Below are 17,614 nucleotides of genomic sequence, written 5' to 3' on the forward strand. Positions count from 1 at the left end.
CCATGAAAATCCTCTGAATGTCCAAGTCATGTACAGTAAACATGATGTGTATGCTTCTGTCTGATAAGTAGAAGTCTCGCTTCTACTGGATCAAATCAAGCCTATCGAGCAATTAGTACCAGTCAACTGAATGCATTGCTGCACTTACATCTCTGGCCTATCGACGAGGTGGTCTACCTCGGCTCTCAGGGATACCTTGTTTTGAGGGGGGCTTCCCGCTTAGATGCCTTCAGCGGTTATCCTGTCCGATCATAGCTACCCAGCACTGCTATTGGCATAACAACTGGTCCACCAGTGGATCGTTCACCCCGGTCCTCTCGTACTAGGGGCAACTCCTCTCAAGTATCCTACACCCACGGAAGATAGGGACCGAACTGTCTCACGACGTTCTAAACCCAGCTCACGTACCTCTTTAAATGGCGAACAGCCATACCCTTGGGACCTGCTCCAGCCCCAGGATGAGATGAGCCGACATCGAGGTGCCAAACACTGCCGTCGATATGGACTCTTGGGCAGTATCAGCCTGTTATCCCCGGCGTACCTTTTATCCGTTGAGCGATGGCCCTCCCACTTGGGACCACCGGATCACTATGACCGACTTTCGTCTCTGCTCGACTTGTCAGTCTCGCAGTCAGGCTGGCTTCTGCCATTGCACTCAACGACCGATTTCCGACCGGTCTGAGCCAACCTTCGCGCGCCTCCGTTACGATTTAGGAGGCGACCGCCCCAGTCAAACTACCCACCACACAGGGTCCCGGATCCGGATAACGGACCGCGGTTAGACATCAAGCAGAACAAGGGTGGTATCTCAAGGGAGGCTCCACGCAAACTGGCGTTCACGCTTCAAAGCCCACCACCTATCCTGCACATGTTCGGCCTAATGCCAGTGTGAAGTTGTAGTAAAGGTGCACGGGGTCTTTCCGTCTAACCGCGGGTAACCGGCATCTTGACCGGTAATTCAATTTCGCTGAGTCTATGTTGGAGACAGCGGGGAAGTCGTTACGCCATTCGTGCAGGTCGGAACTTACCCGACAAGGAATTTCGCTACCTTAGGACCGTTATAGTTACGGCCGCCGTTTACCTGGGCTTCAATTCAGAGCTCTCACCCCTCCTTTTAACCTTCAGGCACCGGGCAGGCGTCAGACCCTATACGTCGTCTTACGACTTCGCAGAGCCCTGTGTTTTTAATAAACAGTCGCCACCCCCTGGTTTGTGCCCCCAGCTTCCACTTGCGTAGAAACTGGGCCTCCTTCTCGCGAACTTACGGAGGTATTTTGCCGAGTTCCTTCAACATAGTTCTCTCAAGCGCCTTGGTATTCTCTACCTATCCACCTGTGTCGGTTTAGGGTACGATCTAACGATGGAGCTATTTCCAGGAACCTCTAAGCAGCCCATTCAATCCGATAAGGATGAACTACCCTCGAGATCCGTCACTTCCATCTGGCCCAGGAATATTAACCTGGTTCCCATCGACTACGCCTTTCGGCCTCGCCTTAGGGGTCGGCTTACCCTGCTCAGATTAGCTTTAAGCAGGAACCCTTGGATTTTCGGCGAGAGTGTCTCTCACACTCTTTGTCGCTACTCATGTCATCATTCTCACTAGTGATCTCTCCACGGGATCCCTCACAGGCCCGCTTCACAGAAAACTCCGCGTCTCCAACTCCACCGAAGTGGATAAGGAGACATGGAATTATGTCACACTACGCTCTGCTACCATGCAATAAATGCATCCTAAGCTTCGGCTCATGGCTTGAGCCCCGTTACATCTTCGCCGCAAGACAACTTATTTAGACCAGTGAGCTGTTACGCTATCTTTAAAGGATGGCTGCTTCTAAGCCAACCTCCTGGTTGTTTTGGTCGTCTCACCTGCTTTCCCACTTAGCCATGAATTAGGGGCCTTAGCTGTAGGTTAGGGTTGTTTCCCTCTTCACGACGGACGTTAGCATTCGCCGTGTGTCTGCCATCTAGTACTCCTCGGTATTCGGAGTTTGGTTAGGATCAGTAAGCCGGTAAGGCCCCATTACCCATCCAGTGCTCTACCCCCGAGGGTATTCGGATGACGCTCTACCTAAATAGATTTCGCAGAGAACCAGCTATCTCCGAGTTTGATTGGCCTTTCACCCCTAGGCACAGCTCATCCCGATCCTTTTCAACGGATGTGGGTTCGGTCCTCCAGTTAGTGTTACCTAACCTTCAACCTGGCCATGCCTAGATCACTCGGTTTCGGGTCTGATCCCACGAACTCAACGCCCTATTAAGACTCGCTTTCGCTGCGCCTACACCTAACGGCTTAAGCTTGCTCGTGAGACCAAGTCGATGACCCATTATACAAAAGGTACGCTGTCAGGGCGTAAAGCCCCTCCAACTGATTGTAGGCGTTCGGTTTCAGGTACTGTTTCACTCCCCTCGTCGGGGTGCTTTTCACCTTTCCCTCACGGTACTGGTTCACTATCGGTCAGTAAGGAGTACTTAGCCTTCGAAGGTGGTCCTCCGATCTTCAGACAGAATTTCACGTGTTCCGCCCTACTTAATACGTCCTCTCATGCTTCTTATACGGGACTATCACCCACTTTGGTTGCGCATTCCAACGCATTCTAACCACAATTGAGGCTCGGCTGGTCCCCGTTCGCTCGCCGCTACTAGGGGAGTATCAATTGATTTCCTTTCCTCCGGGTACTTAGATGTTTCAGTTCCCCGGGTTTGCCTTTATAAACCTATGTATTCAGTCTATAAATACCTGTTTTACCGCATTATTCGTCGCCGCCGAAGCAGCTAAAATAACACAGTATCAGGTGGGTTGCCCCATTCAGAAATCCATGGATCAAAGCTTATTCTCAGCTCCCCATGGCTTATCGCAGAGTATCACGTCTTTCATCGCCTCTTACTGCCAAGGCATTCACCAAACGCCCTTTTCGCGCTTGATTTGATCCAGAAAAAGCAAGACTTGCGTCCTGCGCGGAAAACAGAAGCTGGTAAGAAACTGTTTTTCCCTTATTCCGGTTCAAAAGCATACTTTTTACCCGCCCAAACTTTAGTTTGGACTGATGAGAAACGCATATAGCTCACTATCCGTGCGGGAAGTAAGCGTCGTTCCTCTGGTTAGTGTACTTGACTTGGACAACACGTTCTTTTCAGCTGGCATACATAAGGTTGGCCGAGGAAACAGCCGCGCAAATGCTTGCTTCAACCCGAAGGTATCCGCACCAAACTGAGCTCATAACCATACTCGGCATGAACAAACAGTGTTGTTATTGTATCTCTCTTTACGATGTCAATTCGTCTGCAGAACAGACGTTCAAACGTTGTAAGCAACGCTTGAAGATGTGTTCTGCTGTATTTGGTGGAGCCTAGGAGGATCGAACTCCTGACCTCCTGAATGCAAATCAGGCGCTCTCCCATCTGAGCTAAGGCCCCATCACATCCCTCTCGGGATAATGGTGGGTCGAGGAGGACTTGAACCTCCGACCTCACGCTTATCAGGCGTGCGCTCTAACCACCTGAGCTACCGACCCATACGAGCGGTAGCTCGTGTTTCTGTTCTGAAGAGATATGAGGACGGCTCGGTCCATGCTGTATCTTGCGATACAACGTTTTTTGACCAGCTTTGTTTGCTGATCTTGCTAAGTGTTTCACGATCAAGAGCAAGCTCAAGATACTAGAAACATCCTTAGAAAGGAGGTGATCCAGCCGCAGGTTCCCCTACGGCTACCTTGTTACGACTTCACCCCAGTCGCTGATCCTACCGTGGCCGCCTGCCTCCCCGAAGGGTTAGCGCAGCGTCGTCGGGTAGAACCAACTCCCATGGTGTGACGGGCGGTGTGTACAAGGCCCGGGAACGTATTCACCGCGTCATGCTGTTACGCGATTACTAGCGATTCCGACTTCATGGGGTCGAGTTGCAGACCCCAATCCGAACTGAGACAGTTTTTTGGGATTAACCCATTGTCACTGCCATTGTAGCACGTGTGTAGCCCAACCCGTAAGGGCCATGAGGACTTGACGTCATCCACACCTTCCTCCCGCTTATCACGGGCAGTTTCTTTAGAGTGCCCAACTAAATGCTGGCAACTAAAGATGTGGGTTGCGCTCGTTGCCGGACTTAACCGAACATCTCACGACACGAGCTGACGACAGCCATGCAGCACCTGTCACTGCGTCTCTTACGAGAACGCCCGATCTCTCGGGTTAGCACAGGATGTCAAGGGTTGGTAAGGTTCTGCGCGTTGCTTCGAATTAAACCACATGCTCCACCGCTTGTGCGGGCCCCCGTCAATTCCTTTGAGTTTTAATCTTGCGACCGTACTCCCCAGGCGGAATGCTTAATCCGTTAGGTGTGTCACCGAACAGTATACTGCCCGACGACTGGCATTCATCGTTTACGGTGTGGACTACCAGGGTATCTAATCCTGTTTGCTCCCCACACTTTCGTACCTCAGCGTCAGTATCGAGCCAGTGAGCCGCCTTCGCCACTGGTGTTCCTCCAAATATCTACGAATTTCACCTCTACACTTGGAATTCCACTCACCTCTCTCGAACTCAAGACCAGGAGTTTATAAGGCAGTTCCAGGGTTGAGCCCTGGGATTTCACCCTATACTTTCTGATCCGCCTACGTACGCTTTACGCCCAGTAATTCCGAACAACGCTAACCCCCTCCGTATTACCGCGGCTGCTGGCACGGAGTTAGCCGGGGTTTCTTTACCAGGTACTGTCATTATCATCCCTGGCGAAAGTGCTTTACGACCCTAAGGCCTTCATCACACACGCGGCATGGCTAGATCAGGCTTGCGCCCATTGTCTAAGATTCCCCACTGCTGCCTCCCGTAGGAGTCTGGGCCGTGTCTCAGTCCCAGTGTTGCTGATCATCCTCTAAAACCAGCTATAGATCGTAGACTTGGTAGGCCATTACCCCACCAACTATCTAATCTAACGCGGGCCAATCCTTCTCCGATAAATCTTTCCCCCGAAGGGCGTATACGGTATTACTCTCAGTTTCCCGAGGCTATTCCGTAGAGAAGGGTATGTTCCCACGCGTTACTAACCCGTCCGCCGCTCACCCGAAGGTGCGCTCGACTTGCATGTGTTAGGCCTGCCGCCAGCGTTCGTTCTGAGCCAGGATCAAACTCTCAAGTTGAAAAGCATTTGCATGCTTAACCTTGACGTTCGAACCTCTGCACATCGACCTGCAGTACTTACTGAATACTACAGGCGTCTTTTCTGTTTGTTGTGCTTCAGTTATCAAAGATAACCAGAAGCCGTCCAAACAGTGAAGCTGACACTCTATAATCGACCGAAGTCTAAGAGCGCGATATGTAGAGGCTGATCCATCGAACTGAACCAAACCGCCCACATATCTCTTCAGATATCAAATTTTCAAATAACGTAGAAACAAACGTAACCAGATGCGCCCTATCTTCTTGGCGCGCCCCGCCTCGTTAACCTCTGATTTTCTTCAACCGCCTCAGCGCCGTCTGATCCGTTTCCGTCTCGTCCGGCCCCTCTGGCGTCCCCTAGAGCGTCACTGCTCGTCCGGTAAAGGGGCTTCTAGAGTTAGTCACTCAGACCCGCAACCCCTTTTTTCAAGAAATACGTTCGAATTGTTGAGATTGCTATTTTCTAGGTAAAAACAGCAAGTTGCTTGTGCAAAGTTTCGCCGGGAGGTGGTTTGTCGTTGTTTTATTACGCTTCCCTTAGGGCAGCATATGCGCCCCATTATCTACATGTTGGGTTATCCACAGGCTTTTCCCCAAGACAGCGCGAAACTCGAGCCAAAATCGCCTCGAATCAACCGACCGATTCACCCAGATTCATCAAATATCGGTCCGAGCGACTCACTTTTTGCCCCCTCACCAAAGAAAAAGGGCCCCAAGGGGCCCGTTTCACTCTCACTGCGCTGCGACTCGCGGCGGCTCCGCCCTTTTCTTGGGCCACCTGAGCGCCAACAGCCCCAATATCACCGCCATATAGATGAGCGGTTCAAGTTGAATGCCCTTAACCAGCCAGATGTAGTGAATGCCCCCAAGCAAAACGGCGAGATAGGTAAGCTTATGTAGCTTCTTCCACGCCCCTGCCCCCAATTTGCGGACCGACATGTTGTTTGAGGTGATCGCTAGAGGGATCAGCGCTACGAATCCCGCCATTCCTATGGTGATATATGGACGCTTCCAGATATCGCCCCACATCTGCCCCCAGAGCAGGCTCATATCGAGCACCACCCAAACCAAGAGGTGCAACGCGACATACGTGAAAGCCAACACGCCAACCGTGCGGCGAAATTTGATCAAGTTAAGTCCAAGGAAGCGCCGGATTGGTGTGATCATCAGCCCGATGATCAAGAGCTGTAACGCTATCTCGCCCAACTCATGTTCAAGCGCCTTGATTGGCTCGCGCCCCAATCCACCGGTCTGTGCCAGATACAACAACCACGGTACTGGTAGAAGGCATAGAACATAGACAGCCCATGTCGGCACCTTACGCGCGGTACTGTTTATCAGATCTTTAAGTGTCACGTTAAAATCTCCGAGCCACGAAGGTCGCATGGACGTTCAGACGTTTTTGCTGCGGCCTCGCATCTTCAAGACCCCAACGCACATCACGACCATCGACAACACAACAAAGGGGATCAAGACGGCATCTTGGTAAAGAATGCTTAACAACGCAGAGGATCCTGTTGCTGCCAGCAAGAAGGGCAACAGTGGCGTAAAGCAGCACAATAGACCCAGTAAAGTCCCCGTGGCGCCCGCCCAAGTCAGCGCGCGCCCGGGCGCCATCAAAAGTTAGCCTTGAGATCCATACCAGCATAAAGTTCGGCCACGTCTTCTTCGTAGCCATTCAACATCAATGTCGGGATGCGGCCGCTAAAAAGCCCGCCGCCAACTGGACGCTCGGAAGCCTGCGACCAGCGCGGGTGATCAACTTCAGGGTTCACGTTACTATAGAAGCCATATTCCCGGGCGTTCGACTTGTTCCAGCTGGTGGGTGGTTCAACATCCGTCAGGGTGATCTTCACAATCGACTTGATCGATTTGAAGCCATACTTCCATGGAACAACCAACCGCAACGGCGCGCCGTTCTGGTTGGGAATGTCTTTGCCGTATATGCCCGTCGCCATGATGGTAAGCGGATGCACCGCTTCGTCCAGACGCAGACCCTCAACATAAGGCCAATCCAACACCGGGAACCGCACACCCGGCATCTCATCAGGACGCAGCGCCGTTTCAAACGCTACATATTTCGCGCTCGATTGAATCCCGGCCATGTCCAGCAGATCGGCCAGTTCAAAGCCGTTCCATGGCACCACCATCGACCACGCCTCAACACAACGGAACCGGTAGATGCGTTCTTCGATGGTCATCGCCTTTATGATGTCCTCAAAGGCATATTCGCCCGGCCTGTCGACCAGACCGTCGATCTGCACCGACCACGGCTTTGTCACCAAACTACCTGCATTCTTTGCAGGGTCATTCTTTCCAGTGCCGAATTCAAAGTAGTTGTTGTATTCGGTGATGTCCTCGTAACTGCTGGGCTCCAGCTCTTCTGTGGCGGCCTGCGCCTGCCCCATCATCGCAGCAAGGCCAATTCCTGCAGCGGCACCGCCCATCAGCTGACGGCGGTTAAAGAAAGACGCCTCATCAGTTACGTCTCGGTCTTTCAGCGTGTTGGTCCAGCGCATAGCCATATTCCGGCCTCCCTTTTACATCTCTTACTGTAGATAGGTCTCTAAAACGCAGGCACCAAATTCTTTCGACATCATTACAGCATCCACACCGGATTGTCAGAATCGCTACTTCCGCACGAAATTCAGCCCGACATCGCCCTATTGCCGCCCCATTCCCGCACCAGTTCCCGGTTAATCGTTGATGGTCGTTAACCTTATGCGCATGTCGCGCAGCAGGGTCACTCGGCCAGAATATTTGACAGGAGGCACCGAATGGCGACCTTTACAGAGACATTTGACAACCCATTCAACGTTGCACTTGGTGACAACATCCTTGGTGCTCTTGGTGGTGCGGATCCGACTGACACGCATAGTGCCGACCTTTTGGCCAATATGACCTACACATTTATGCTCCGGTACAATGCCGATGACGGTCCCCTGTCGCTTGAGGCGCTCAGCGCACGCGACAGTTTTGTAGTTACTGGCGATCTGTCGAGCACGGGCATTCAGACGCTCGAACTTTCGTTCACAGCTTCGCAGACCACAAACTACCAGTTTCTACTCAGTTCCGCAAACGCCGCGACGCAAAACTATGACCTGCGTTTTGTCGAAGCACGCGCTCCCGAAGGAACCTCAAGCGATGACCGTCTCTTTGGAACTGAACTCGCCGATACGATTGATCTGGGCGACGGCGACGACTATTTTGCGGGTTGGGACGGTGACGACAACGTGCTTGGTGGGCAAGGGCGCGATCGGATCTTGGGTGGCAATGGCGATGACACCATCGATGCCGGTGCAGATAACGACTACGTCGTTGGCGGGGCGGGTAACGATTCCATCAAAGCTGGCCAGGGCAAAGACCGGATCGACGGCGGCGACGGTGACGATTGGATCTGGGGCGGCTCAGGCAACAACATGGTCAATGCTGGCAGCGGCGACGATACTGTCCTTGGCGGCCGTAACAATGACCGCTTGTTCGGCAACTCGGGCGATGACGCACTTTATGGTTTCGCTGGCAATGACATCGTCTATGGCCATGCGGGCAACGATAATATCCTTGCCGCTGACGGTTCTGATAAGATATCTGGCGGTAGCGGCGACGACACAATCCTCAGTGGCGGTGGCGACGATACAATCTGGGGCGGCTCCGGAGCGGATCGCTTTATCTTTGAAGATGGCATGGACGAGGACATGATCGGTGATTTCGAAGATGGCATCGATATTATGGATTTCTCGCGCTATGACGACATCAACAGCCTTACAGATTTGACGGTCATCCAAAACGGCGCACATACGAGCGTCGCCTATAGCGTCGACTACCACATCACCCTGCGCAACTTTGATGCGACATTGATCGACGAAAACGACTTTATCTTCATCTGATCCCACACATGGTGAAGACAGCGGAGAAGGCCGGGCACTGTCCCGGTCTTTTTTGCATGTAATTCGGGAGCCACTTGGCCCCTCTGATGCCTGAGCGCGAAACTGCCATTTCACAAAAGTGTCATTCGAAATCAAAAACCACGCTGGCTTAGGTCGCGCCGGGGTCAAATCAAGAAGTTTATGTACAGTTTTACGCTGAACCAGTTGGGCCCCTGAGGCGTATCCCTTTCAATGCCAACACCGGCATGGACAAATCTTGGGAGATCCAAATGTTTCGTACCACAGCTCTTGCCCTCGCAACTGCAACCCTGATGAGCGGTGCTGCCTTCGCGGACGGCCACGCCAAAGATATCGTCGACACCGCCGCTGACGCAGGCTCATTCACCACACTGCTTGCTGCCGCGACAGCCGCTGGTCTGGTAGAGACCCTCAAGAGCGACGGGCCCTTCACCGTCTTCGCCCCGACAGATGAGGCCTTTGCAGCCCTTCCAGAAGGCACAGTCGAAACCCTGCTGCTGCCCGAAAACAAAGATATGCTGGTGGGCATACTGACCTACCACGTAGTGGCCGGCAAAGTAATGTCGACCGACCTTACCGACAACATGGAAGCCACAACCGTGCAGGGCACTACCTTGATGATCGATCTGGATAACGGCGTGATGGTGGATGATGCCACCGTAACAACGGCAGATGTCGAGGCGACAAACGGTGTCATCCACATCATCGACAAAGTGATCATGCCCTAAGTTGGAAGGCCCCAACATAAAGTAGGAAAAGGCCCGCCGGAGTGATCCGGCGGGCCTTTTTTAAAACATGTATAAAGTGCGTCTTAGTGAACCGTCGCGTCGTCCGGCTTGGGCCTATTGCTAGGCAACACACGATCCCCGATCAGCAATCCATCCACACCCACCGTTATTGGCAAGGTATCCCCATCATGGACATCCCCGGCCAACAGCATTTCGGCCAATGGATTCTGCAACGCACGCTGGATCACCCGTTTCAATGGGCGCGCCCCGAACACCGGATCATAGCCTTCGTCGGCCAACCACTTCTTGGCACCATCATCAAGTTCAAGGGTGATCTTGCGACCAGCCAATCGCTTGAGCAACCGCGCCATCTGTATGTCTACGATCCCGTCCATATTATCGCGGCTCAACCGGTCAAATATGATGGTTTCGTCCAGCCGGTTCAGAAATTCTGGCCGGAAATGCGCACGTACCGCATCCATCACATCCCGTTGTGCCTGCGCCATGTCGCCGCCTTCGGGCAGTTGGCTCAGCGCCTGGGCCCCAAGGTTGGACGTCAAGATAATGAGCGTCTGCTTGAAATCGACAGTGCGGCCCTGACTATCGGTCAGAACACCATCATCGAGCACCTGCAACAGAACGTTGAACACATCCGGGTGCGCCTTTTCCACCTCATCAAACAACACAACCTGATAAGGTCTGCGCCGCACAGCTTCGGTTAGCACACCACCCTCATCATACCCGACATAGCCCGGAGGTGCCCCGATCAGACGGCTAACACTGTGTTTCTCCATGTACTCAGACATGTCGATACGCACCATCGCGTTGTCGTCGTCAAAGAGGAACTCAGCCACGGCTTTGGTCAGCTCGGTTTTACCCACGCCGGTTGGTCCCAAGAACAGGAACGATCCCAAAGGACGGTTCTCGTCATTCAGTCCTGCGCGTGCACGGCGCACAGCATCTGACAAGGCCTTCACAGCTTTCGACTGGCCAATCACCCGACCATGCAGCTGATCTTCCATCTGAAGCAGTTTGTCGCGCTCACCTTCCAGCATTTTGCCCGCCGGAATGCCTGTCCAACGTTCAACAACCGATGCAATCTGATCTGGGCGAACGGCCTCTTCGACCATCATGCCTTCTTCACGGCTTTCGGCGTCAGACAGTTCTTTTTCCAACTGCGGGATCACGCCATAAGACAACTCACCGGCCTTGGCCAAATTGCCTTCACGTTTGGCGATCTCCAACTCGGCGCGGGCATGATCCAGCTTTTCTTTGATGTCGCGCGCACCGGCCAGCTTGTCGCGCTCTGCCTGCCACGCAGCCGTCATCTCGGAACTGCGCTCTTGCAGGTTGGCTAAGTCTTCTTGAAGTGTCGCCAACCGATCTTTGGACGCCGCATCATCTTCGGCTTTCAGCGCCTCTTCTTCGATCTGCATTTGCAGAACCTGGCGGTCCAGCGCATCCAACTCTTCTGGCTTACTGTCAACTTCCATGCGCAACCGGCTCGCCGCCTCGTCCATCAAATCGATGGCTTTGTCCGGCAGAAACCGGTCGGTGATATACCGATGGCTCAGCGTCGCTGCCGCAACCAATGCACTATCGGAAATGCGAACACCGTGGTGGACCTCATATTTTTCCTTAATCCCGCGCAAGATGCTCACAGTATCTTCCACCGTCGGCTCAAGGACCATCACAGGCTGGAACCGACGCGCCAATGCCGCGTCTTTTTCAACATATTTGCGATATTCATCGAGGGTCGTGGCCCCCACGCAGTGCAATTCGCCCCGCGCAAGCGCCGGCTTGATCAAGTTGGCCGCGTCCATCGCGCCGTCTGCTTTGCCCGCGCCAACAAGCGTGTGCATCTCATCGATGAACAAGATTACCTCACCAGCCGCCTCTGTCACCTCGGTCAGAACGGCCTTGAGCCGCTCCTCAAACTCACCGCGGTACTTTGCACCTGCGATCAACGCGCCCATATCCAGTGCCAACAAGCGTTTGTTGCGCAGGCTTTCGGGCACATCACCGTTGATGATACGCAGGGCCAACCCTTCGGCAATTGCGGTTTTACCTACGCCCGGCTCCCCGATCAGAACCGGGTTGTTCTTTGTGCGCCGGCTCAACACCTGCATCGCGCGGCGAATTTCTTCGTCACGGCCGATGATTGGGTCGATTTTACCGGCTTCGGCGCGCTCGGTCAGATCCTGCGCGTATTTCTTCAAAGCGTCATAGCCATCTTCGGCACTGGCACTGTCGGCCGTACGTCCCTTACGAACGTCGTTAATTGCACCGTTCAGGCCCTGCGCTGTGACATTGCCCGCATCTAGCGCCACTTTGGCCCCAGATTTAACCATGCACAGTGCCATCAGAACACGCTCAACTGGCACAAAGCTGTCCCCAGCCTTTTTCGCCAACGCTTCTGCCTCAGCTAAAACCTTTGCCGTAGTACCATCCAGATAAACCTGTGCGGCGTCGCCTGTAACCTTGGGCATCTTTGCCAACGCCAATTCCAGCGTTTCAACCACGCGTGCAGGCTGCCCGCCTGAGGCGGAAATCAAGTTGCTTGCTAGCCCTTGATCGTCGTCCATCAATGCTTTGAGGATGTGCTCTGGTGTCAGCCGCTGATGGCTGTCTCGTGCTGCGATTGTTTGGGCCGCTTGTACAAAGCCGCGCGACCGCTCCGTGAACTTGCTTAGGTCCATGGTTCTCTCCTTTTCTCTATAAGCGCCCGACCTTTGTGCACCCGCGATTGCAGCGTGCAGCATTGCCAAGCCTTGATCTTTATTTGGGGTGTGTTGGGCACCGTATCAAGAGGGGCATGACCTTAAGAGACCCCTCTCCGCACCGTCTTTCTGATGGGTCTGCCGTAACATGCAGATGCTATTCGGCGTCTAAACACGTCGAATTTACTGACTATTTCTCAAAAACCTTAAGAATTTTTTTCTTGGTATCCCACTGAATTTAAAAGAACTCTAAAGAACTACGCGTCAATATCAGCCGTATGTGAAATCAAAAAACACCTTCGCACGTTGGAAAATCAGGGGACAATACCCAAATCCAGATTAGAGCAGTCAACAACAACCCATGAGGGTGAACATGTTTATTCAACCAATTCAGCTTTGCGATGTTGTCTACAACGCCGCGACACAGTCCTTTGAAGGAACCGTTATCATCCGCGATGGCGGCGTGACGCGCAAATATGCATGCGGCATTGATGCCCCAATCACCACATCCTTTGAAGATGCAGCCGAGGGCCTCGCAACCCAAGCGCAGCGCCTTCATCTAAATGGTGGCGGCATTTTCTCCGATTTCGCACCCCAGCATCCAGCACCCCGCGCTGGTCGGGCCAAATTCGAACCTTTTGAGTGGCTTCAGCAGATCGCGCGCCTGCCCGGTCGAAACGCCGCCTGATACAACCAGCACATCCGGTACTTGCAGTTAAGTAAGCAGGCCCGATTGGCCCAGCTTACGGTTTCGGAAGTCGATGGTCCTTACATTGGCGATCTCGAAACCTGCCCGGAGTTGTGCGAAACGACCCTTTGAGGGCGCAAAGAACAAATAAGTTGGTCATAGATATCTAGCACGAAGGTGCCGGCTCCAAACTCCTTAAACCCATAACGCAATTTGCGCGCCCCGGCCCAAGCCTTGCGAGAACGTGTTCTCTATCGCTCCACACGGGCCATTTCAGCATGGACTTGGCCCCCTGCCCTCCGTAAACCAAGGCCGTTTACCCCTGTGCCGGAGCGCCCCCATGACTGATGACCGCCTGATCGTTGCCCTTGATGTACCAAACGCCGTGATGGGGCTAGAGCTTGCCGAACGGCTCGGTGATACAGTCAGCTTTTACAAAATTGGCCTTGGTATGCTCACTGGAGGCGGGCTGGCGCTCGCCAACGAGCTGAAGCAGGAACACGGCAAACGTATTTTTCTGGATATGAAGCTCTTTGATATTGGTGCTACTGTTGAGGCTGCCGTGCGTGGACTGGCGCAATTCGATCTAGATTTTCTGACCGTACATGGTGATCCGCATGTTATCCGCGCCGCCAAGGAAGGCGCTGCAGGCACATCACTCAAGATCCTTGGCGTTACGATCCTGACATCGCTGGACCGGGCCGATCTGGATGATGCGTTGATCCAGCCCGGCGATATCTCTGATCTGGTTGTGACCCGCGCTGCCCGTGCGTTTGAGGCTGGAGCCGACGGCGTCATCGCATCGCCCCAAGAGGCAGCACTCATCCGTGCATTGCCCGAAGCCAATGGCCGCTTAATTGTGACCCCGGGGGTACGCCCCGCGGGAGCCGATTTGGGAGATCAAAAACGTGTAGCGACCCCAGCACGAGCGATTTCAAATGGTGCGGATCACGTGGTTGTTGGCCGTCCAATTTGGCAGGCGGCAGATCCAGCGGCAGCCGCAAGAGCTATTCTCTTAGAGATAGCGAACACCTAATATTAAACCTACGCGTGTGCTAAATTCACAACAAACATGCATTTACCGCTTGGTCAGGAATTCCTGACTAGGTCAAAAACCCACAATATGGTAGATGATAGATGGTGATACTCCCCGACGAACTGGATCTTCCTGATGTTCGTCACCTCCCCCCGCTACCATCAGCGGGGGGCTTTTATGTCACCCATCCCGTTCACCTATCCAAACCTTTAGGCGGTCCTGAAACGCCGGAACTGCCTTGGGGTGCGCCAGAAACTCCTGTTCGCTCATCAGCATCCAGCGTTGGCCTTCATCACCAAACTGCACGTTTTTCGACATATCAGCTGGCTGTTTCGCCACAAAGAACCATTTGGCACATCCTGCTTCTTCAAAGGCGCGCTGCCAGATCACGGACGCCTTGGGCACGTTCAACCCCAGTTCTTCGTGACACTCGCGCAGGGCACAAGCGATAGGCGTTTCATTGCCCTCGCGCCCCCCGCCCGGCAGATCCCAATAGCCCGCAAAGGGCAGCCCCGGCTTTTCATCGCGCAAGATCACCGCCAGCTGGTCACCAAGATACAGCGCAAGTTTTGCCCCATAGAATTCCATGTTCATCCTCCTGGCTCCGGTTTATATCTGGTGCATCCAACCTCAGGCCGCAATCCCCATGCCCGCATTCTGCCGCGACTGTCTGACCGAATTTGAACCCGCGCGCCGTTGCCCGGCCTGCGCCAGCCCTCGAACTTTGTCGCATCCTGAACTCTTTGATCTGTCCATAGCACATATGGATTGCGATGCCTTTTATGCCTCAGTGGAAAAGCGCGATAATCCAGAGTTAGACGGCAAGCCTGTCATTATTGGCGGTGGGCGGCGCGGAGTTGTGTCTACTGCCTGCTATATTGCGCGCATCAGGGGCGTTCACTCAGCGATGCCGATGTTCCAAGCGCTCAAGCTTTGCCCTGAGGCGGTGATCATCAAGCCGCGCATGGAGGCCTATGTTGAGGCGTCGCGCGCCATCCGCGCAATGATGGAAGAACTTACGCCCGCCATTGAACCGCTATCGCTCGACGAGGCCTTTCTCGACATGACCGGGACCGCGCAGCTCCACGGGGCCCCGCCGGCCGTGATGTTAGGCCGCCTTGTGCGCCGTATGAAAACCGAGCTGGGGTTGACCGGGTCCATTGGCCTCAGCCACAATAAGTTTCTGGCCAAGGTCGCCTCGGACCTCGACAAACCAAACGGCTTTTCGGTGATTGGCACCCATGAAACCGCTGACTTCCTGCGCGACAGGCCCGTCAAACTGATCTGGGGCGTCGGTGCCGTCACTCAAGCTGCGCTGGACAAAGCTGGCATTCGCACCTTTTCGGATCTGTTGCGTTGGGAACAAGCTGATTTGGTCGCGCGCTTTGGCGGCATGGGTGGGCGGCTTTGGCACCTTGCACGCGGTCAGGATCGACGACGCATTTCGGCCCATGCGCCGGTCAAATCGATCTCCAAGGAAACAACCTTCGGCGATGACACGTCAAATCTCGAAGTCCTTGATGGGCACATCTGGCGGTTGGCCGAACAGGTCTCGGACCGTGCCAAGGCCAAAGGCATGGCGGGCCGCGTTGTCACCCTCAAACTCAAACGCTCAAATCATAGCCTGTTGTCGCGTCGCGTCGCTCTGCGCGATCCGACTCAGTTGGCAGATCGCATCTACCGCACCGCGCGCGATCTGTTTGATCAGGTCGGGAATCAGGGGCCCTACAGGCTTATTGGGTGCGGCCTCTCGAACTTGATCGATGCAAAAGAATCAGACCTGTCGGGTGATTTACTGGATCCCAGCGCGGTTCAACGCGGCAAAGCCGAGCGCGCAACAGATACCATTCGCGACAAATATGGCAGCCGCGCTATAATCAAAGGCCGGTCGCTGCGTTGATTTAACTCAGCCGGTCTCGTTTGTTACAGTGTTTTCGCCGCTTGCCAGACAAACGCGCCGAGTCACTCAGCCGCCAAAGGCACCCGCCCTTGACCAATCTGTGCCACATCCGCAACAACCCCGCGCAAAGCCTCGCGCACGGCGTCGAAATTAGCGTTTGGCCGAATAAGCGTTTCATTCATATAAAGCGAGCGGTCGATTTCGATCTGCACTGCATGCTGCCCGCGTTGAGGCCGCCCGTAGGCTTGCGTGATATATGCCCCTGCGAAGGGCGAATTGCGGGTTACATTGAACCCTGCCGCGACAAAGGCCGCCTCGACCCGGTCCACAACATCACCACTCGCAGCCGCACCAAAACGGTCACCCAGCACAACGTCAGGCCGTGTCATACCAGCGCGCGCAACACCGTCGATTGCTTCATGGGGCATCGAATGACAATCCAGTAACACCGCCTGACCGTGCCGGTCATGTGCGGCATCCAAAAGGGTCTGCACCATCGCGTGGTAGGGCCGCCAGCAGCTCTCAATGCGCATCGTGGCCTCGTCCATGCTCATCTTTCCTCGGTAGATCGCACGCCCATTGGCCACGACCCGCGGGATAACCCCCAGGCCTGAGGCGACACGTGGATTATGCCCCAAACGGCGCACGCCTTCGATCAGTGCCGGGTCCAGTTCATCCGCCGCCCGGTTAAGGTCCACGTAGGCGCGCGGGGCCTCCGCCTTGATGAAGGGCGCGCCAAAATCTGGGGCACAATCGAACAGGCGATCGACAAATGCATCCTCAGAAGACCGGATCGCATGCTCGTTCAGAACCGTTGTTCGCAGGAAGGACCACGGGTAATCACGCCCCGAATGAGGCGACGCAAAAACGACGCAGGACCGGTTCCGATCCGGTTGCAACACTTCAAAGGCCGGGTGTGTCATCGTAGTTCCTTCCGCCTGCGACCATAGCGCATGTTTATTCAAAGCCAAAAGCCCTTGATCCGCCCCGCGACTCCTTTTATAGCAGCCAAACCGGCGCGTCGTTTTCGCGCCCCATTTTATTTGGGGTAGAGAATTTCGCGTTTCATAGGGGGTGATTAGCTCAGCGGTAGAGCACTTCGTTGACATCGAAGGGGTCACTGGTTCGATCCCAGTATCGCCCACCACCTGTTTCACTGGCCCCTTTTCTATGGGGTCGCCCGCAACCCGGCGCTGGCCCGCGCCATGATTTGGAAGGATTGAACTGATGAAAGTTCGCAATTCACTCCGCTCGCTCAAGAATCGGCACCGTGATTGCCGTGTTGTGCGTCGCAAAGGCCGCGTCTATGTGATCAACAAGACACAGAAGCGCTTCAAAGCCCGCCAGGGTTAAGACAGCACTGTATCGTGAACAAAAGCCGCTCCTTCGGGGGCGGCTTTTTCTATGACTATACCCGGTAGCCATCTCATGATGGCTGCTAAGCAGGCGCAGTATTCCTTCATCCGCTCCAAAAAGAGACCCGATG

General features: G+C 54.3%; 11 protein-coding genes, 3 tRNA genes and 2 rRNA genes. 7 read left to right on the forward strand and 9 right to left on the reverse strand.

Going from position 1 to position 17,614, the window contains the following annotated elements; translation table 11 throughout:
* Positions 1-91 precede the first annotated feature (91 nt).
* From C1J03_RS20745 to msrP, 6 genes are all read right to left on the reverse strand, one after another.
* Positions 92-2,924, reverse strand: a 23S ribosomal RNA gene (locus C1J03_RS20745).
* A gap of 414 nt (positions 2,925-3,338) precedes the next feature.
* Positions 3,339-3,414, reverse strand: a tRNA-Ala gene (locus C1J03_RS20750).
* 21 nt (positions 3,415-3,435) lie between these two features.
* Positions 3,436-3,512: transfer RNA gene (locus C1J03_RS20755), tRNA-Ile, on the reverse strand.
* A 159-nt stretch (positions 3,513-3,671) separates the two neighbouring features.
* A 16S ribosomal RNA gene (locus tag C1J03_RS20760) occupies positions 3,672-5,132 on the reverse strand.
* Together the 16S and 23S rRNA genes with 2 tRNA genes alongside form the textbook arrangement of a ribosomal RNA operon.
* A gap of 751 nt (positions 5,133-5,883) precedes the next feature.
* Positions 5,884-6,507, reverse strand: a complete 624-nt coding sequence (gene msrQ / locus C1J03_RS20765; RefSeq protein ID WP_254694115.1) for a protein-methionine-sulfoxide reductase heme-binding subunit MsrQ — start codon at positions 6,505-6,507, stop codon at positions 5,884-5,886.
* 260 nt (positions 6,508-6,767) lie between these two features.
* Positions 6,768-7,676 (reverse strand): protein-methionine-sulfoxide reductase catalytic subunit MsrP, encoded by a 909-nt coding sequence (msrP, locus tag C1J03_RS20775; RefSeq protein ID WP_114888313.1) that lies wholly within the window; start codon positions 7,674-7,676, stop codon positions 6,768-6,770.
* A 252-nt stretch (positions 7,677-7,928) separates the two neighbouring features.
* Between msrP and C1J03_RS20780 the strand changes: the two genes are divergently transcribed.
* Together C1J03_RS20780 and C1J03_RS20785 are read left to right on the forward strand one after the other, a co-directional pair.
* Positions 7,929-9,038 carry a calcium-binding protein gene (locus C1J03_RS20780; RefSeq protein ID WP_114888314.1) on the forward strand — a complete coding sequence of 370 codons (1,110 nt, stop codon included), beginning with the start codon at positions 7,929-7,931 and terminating at the stop codon, positions 9,036-9,038.
* Positions 9,039-9,307: 269 nt separating this feature from the next.
* Entirely contained in the window at positions 9,308-9,784 is a 477-nt protein-coding gene (locus tag C1J03_RS20785) for a fasciclin domain-containing protein (RefSeq protein ID WP_114889120.1), read from the forward strand.
* 83 nt (positions 9,785-9,867) lie between these two features.
* Here the strand turns inward: C1J03_RS20785 and clpB are convergent, their stop codons facing one another.
* A complete protein-coding gene (gene clpB / locus C1J03_RS20790) occupies positions 9,868-12,483 on the reverse strand; it encodes an ATP-dependent chaperone ClpB (RefSeq protein WP_114888315.1) in 2,616 nt (871 codons plus the stop codon).
* 394 nt (positions 12,484-12,877) lie between these two features.
* Here clpB and C1J03_RS20795 point away from each other — a divergent pair, with 394 nt between their 5' ends.
* Together C1J03_RS20795 and pyrF are read left to right on the forward strand one after the other, a co-directional pair.
* Positions 12,878-13,192 (forward strand): orotidine 5-phosphate decarboxylase, encoded by a 315-nt coding sequence (locus tag C1J03_RS20795; RefSeq protein WP_114888316.1) that lies wholly within the window; start codon positions 12,878-12,880, stop codon positions 13,190-13,192.
* A gap of 340 nt (positions 13,193-13,532) precedes the next feature.
* Positions 13,533-14,228, forward strand: coding sequence for an orotidine-5'-phosphate decarboxylase (gene pyrF / locus C1J03_RS20800; protein WP_114888317.1), 696 nt, complete (start codon positions 13,533-13,535; stop codon positions 14,226-14,228).
* Positions 14,229-14,408: 180 nt separating this feature from the next.
* On the opposite strand, the gene C1J03_RS20805 is transcribed toward pyrF, so the two are convergent.
* Entirely contained in the window at positions 14,409-14,816 is a 408-nt protein-coding gene (locus tag C1J03_RS20805) for an NUDIX hydrolase (protein WP_114888318.1), read from the reverse strand.
* A 58-nt stretch (positions 14,817-14,874) separates the two neighbouring features.
* Here C1J03_RS20805 and C1J03_RS20810 point away from each other — a divergent pair, with 58 nt between their 5' ends.
* On the forward strand, positions 14,875-16,128 hold the full coding sequence (locus C1J03_RS20810; RefSeq protein WP_114889121.1) for a DNA polymerase IV: 1,254 nt from the start codon (positions 14,875-14,877) through the stop codon (positions 16,126-16,128).
* A gap of 62 nt (positions 16,129-16,190) precedes the next feature.
* Here C1J03_RS20810 and C1J03_RS20815 read toward each other — a convergent pair whose 3' ends face one another.
* A complete protein-coding gene (locus C1J03_RS20815) occupies positions 16,191-17,051 on the reverse strand; it encodes an N-formylglutamate amidohydrolase (protein WP_114888319.1) in 861 nt (286 codons plus the stop codon).
* Between the two features lie 149 nt (positions 17,052-17,200).
* Here C1J03_RS20815 and C1J03_RS20820 point away from each other — a divergent pair.
* Positions 17,201-17,275 (forward strand) — tRNA-Val (locus tag C1J03_RS20820).
* Between the two features lie 80 nt (positions 17,276-17,355).
* Positions 17,356-17,481 (forward strand): type B 50S ribosomal protein L36, encoded by a 126-nt coding sequence (gene ykgO, locus C1J03_RS20825; RefSeq protein WP_025058716.1) that lies wholly within the window; start codon positions 17,356-17,358, stop codon positions 17,479-17,481.
* Positions 17,482-17,614: the final 133 nt, after the last annotated feature.

The organism is Sulfitobacter sp. SK012 (assembly GCF_003352085.1).
Classification (GTDB): Bacteria; Pseudomonadota; Alphaproteobacteria; order Rhodobacterales; family Rhodobacteraceae; genus Sulfitobacter.

Bases quoted from the DNA above. Each gene is read 5' to 3' on its own strand.
- msrP (WP_114888313.1), bottom strand. From the start codon at position 7,676: ATGGCTATGCGCTGGACCAACACGCTGAAAGACCGAGACGTAACTGAT.
- C1J03_RS20815 (WP_114888319.1), bottom strand. From the start codon at position 17,051: ATGACACACCCGGCCTTTGAAGTGTTGCAACCGGATCGGAACCGGTCC.
- C1J03_RS20805 (WP_114888318.1), bottom strand. From the start codon at position 14,816: ATGGAATTCTATGGGGCAAAACTTGCGCTGTATCTTGGTGACCAGCTG.
- C1J03_RS20785 (WP_114889120.1), top strand. From the start codon at position 9,308: ATGTTTCGTACCACAGCTCTTGCCCTCGCAACTGCAACCCTGATGAGC.
- C1J03_RS20780 (WP_114888314.1), top strand. From the start codon at position 7,929: ATGGCGACCTTTACAGAGACATTTGACAACCCATTCAACGTTGCACTT.
- C1J03_RS20795 (WP_114888316.1), top strand. From the start codon at position 12,878: ATGTTTATTCAACCAATTCAGCTTTGCGATGTTGTCTACAACGCCGCG.
- C1J03_RS20810 (WP_114889121.1), top strand. From the start codon at position 14,875: ATGCCCGCATTCTGCCGCGACTGTCTGACCGAATTTGAACCCGCGCGC.
- ykgO (WP_025058716.1), top strand. From the start codon at position 17,356: ATGAAAGTTCGCAATTCACTCCGCTCGCTCAAGAATCGGCACCGTGAT.
- clpB (WP_114888315.1), bottom strand. From the start codon at position 12,483: ATGGACCTAAGCAAGTTCACGGAGCGGTCGCGCGGCTTTGTACAAGCG.
- pyrF (WP_114888317.1), top strand. From the start codon at position 13,533: ATGACTGATGACCGCCTGATCGTTGCCCTTGATGTACCAAACGCCGTG.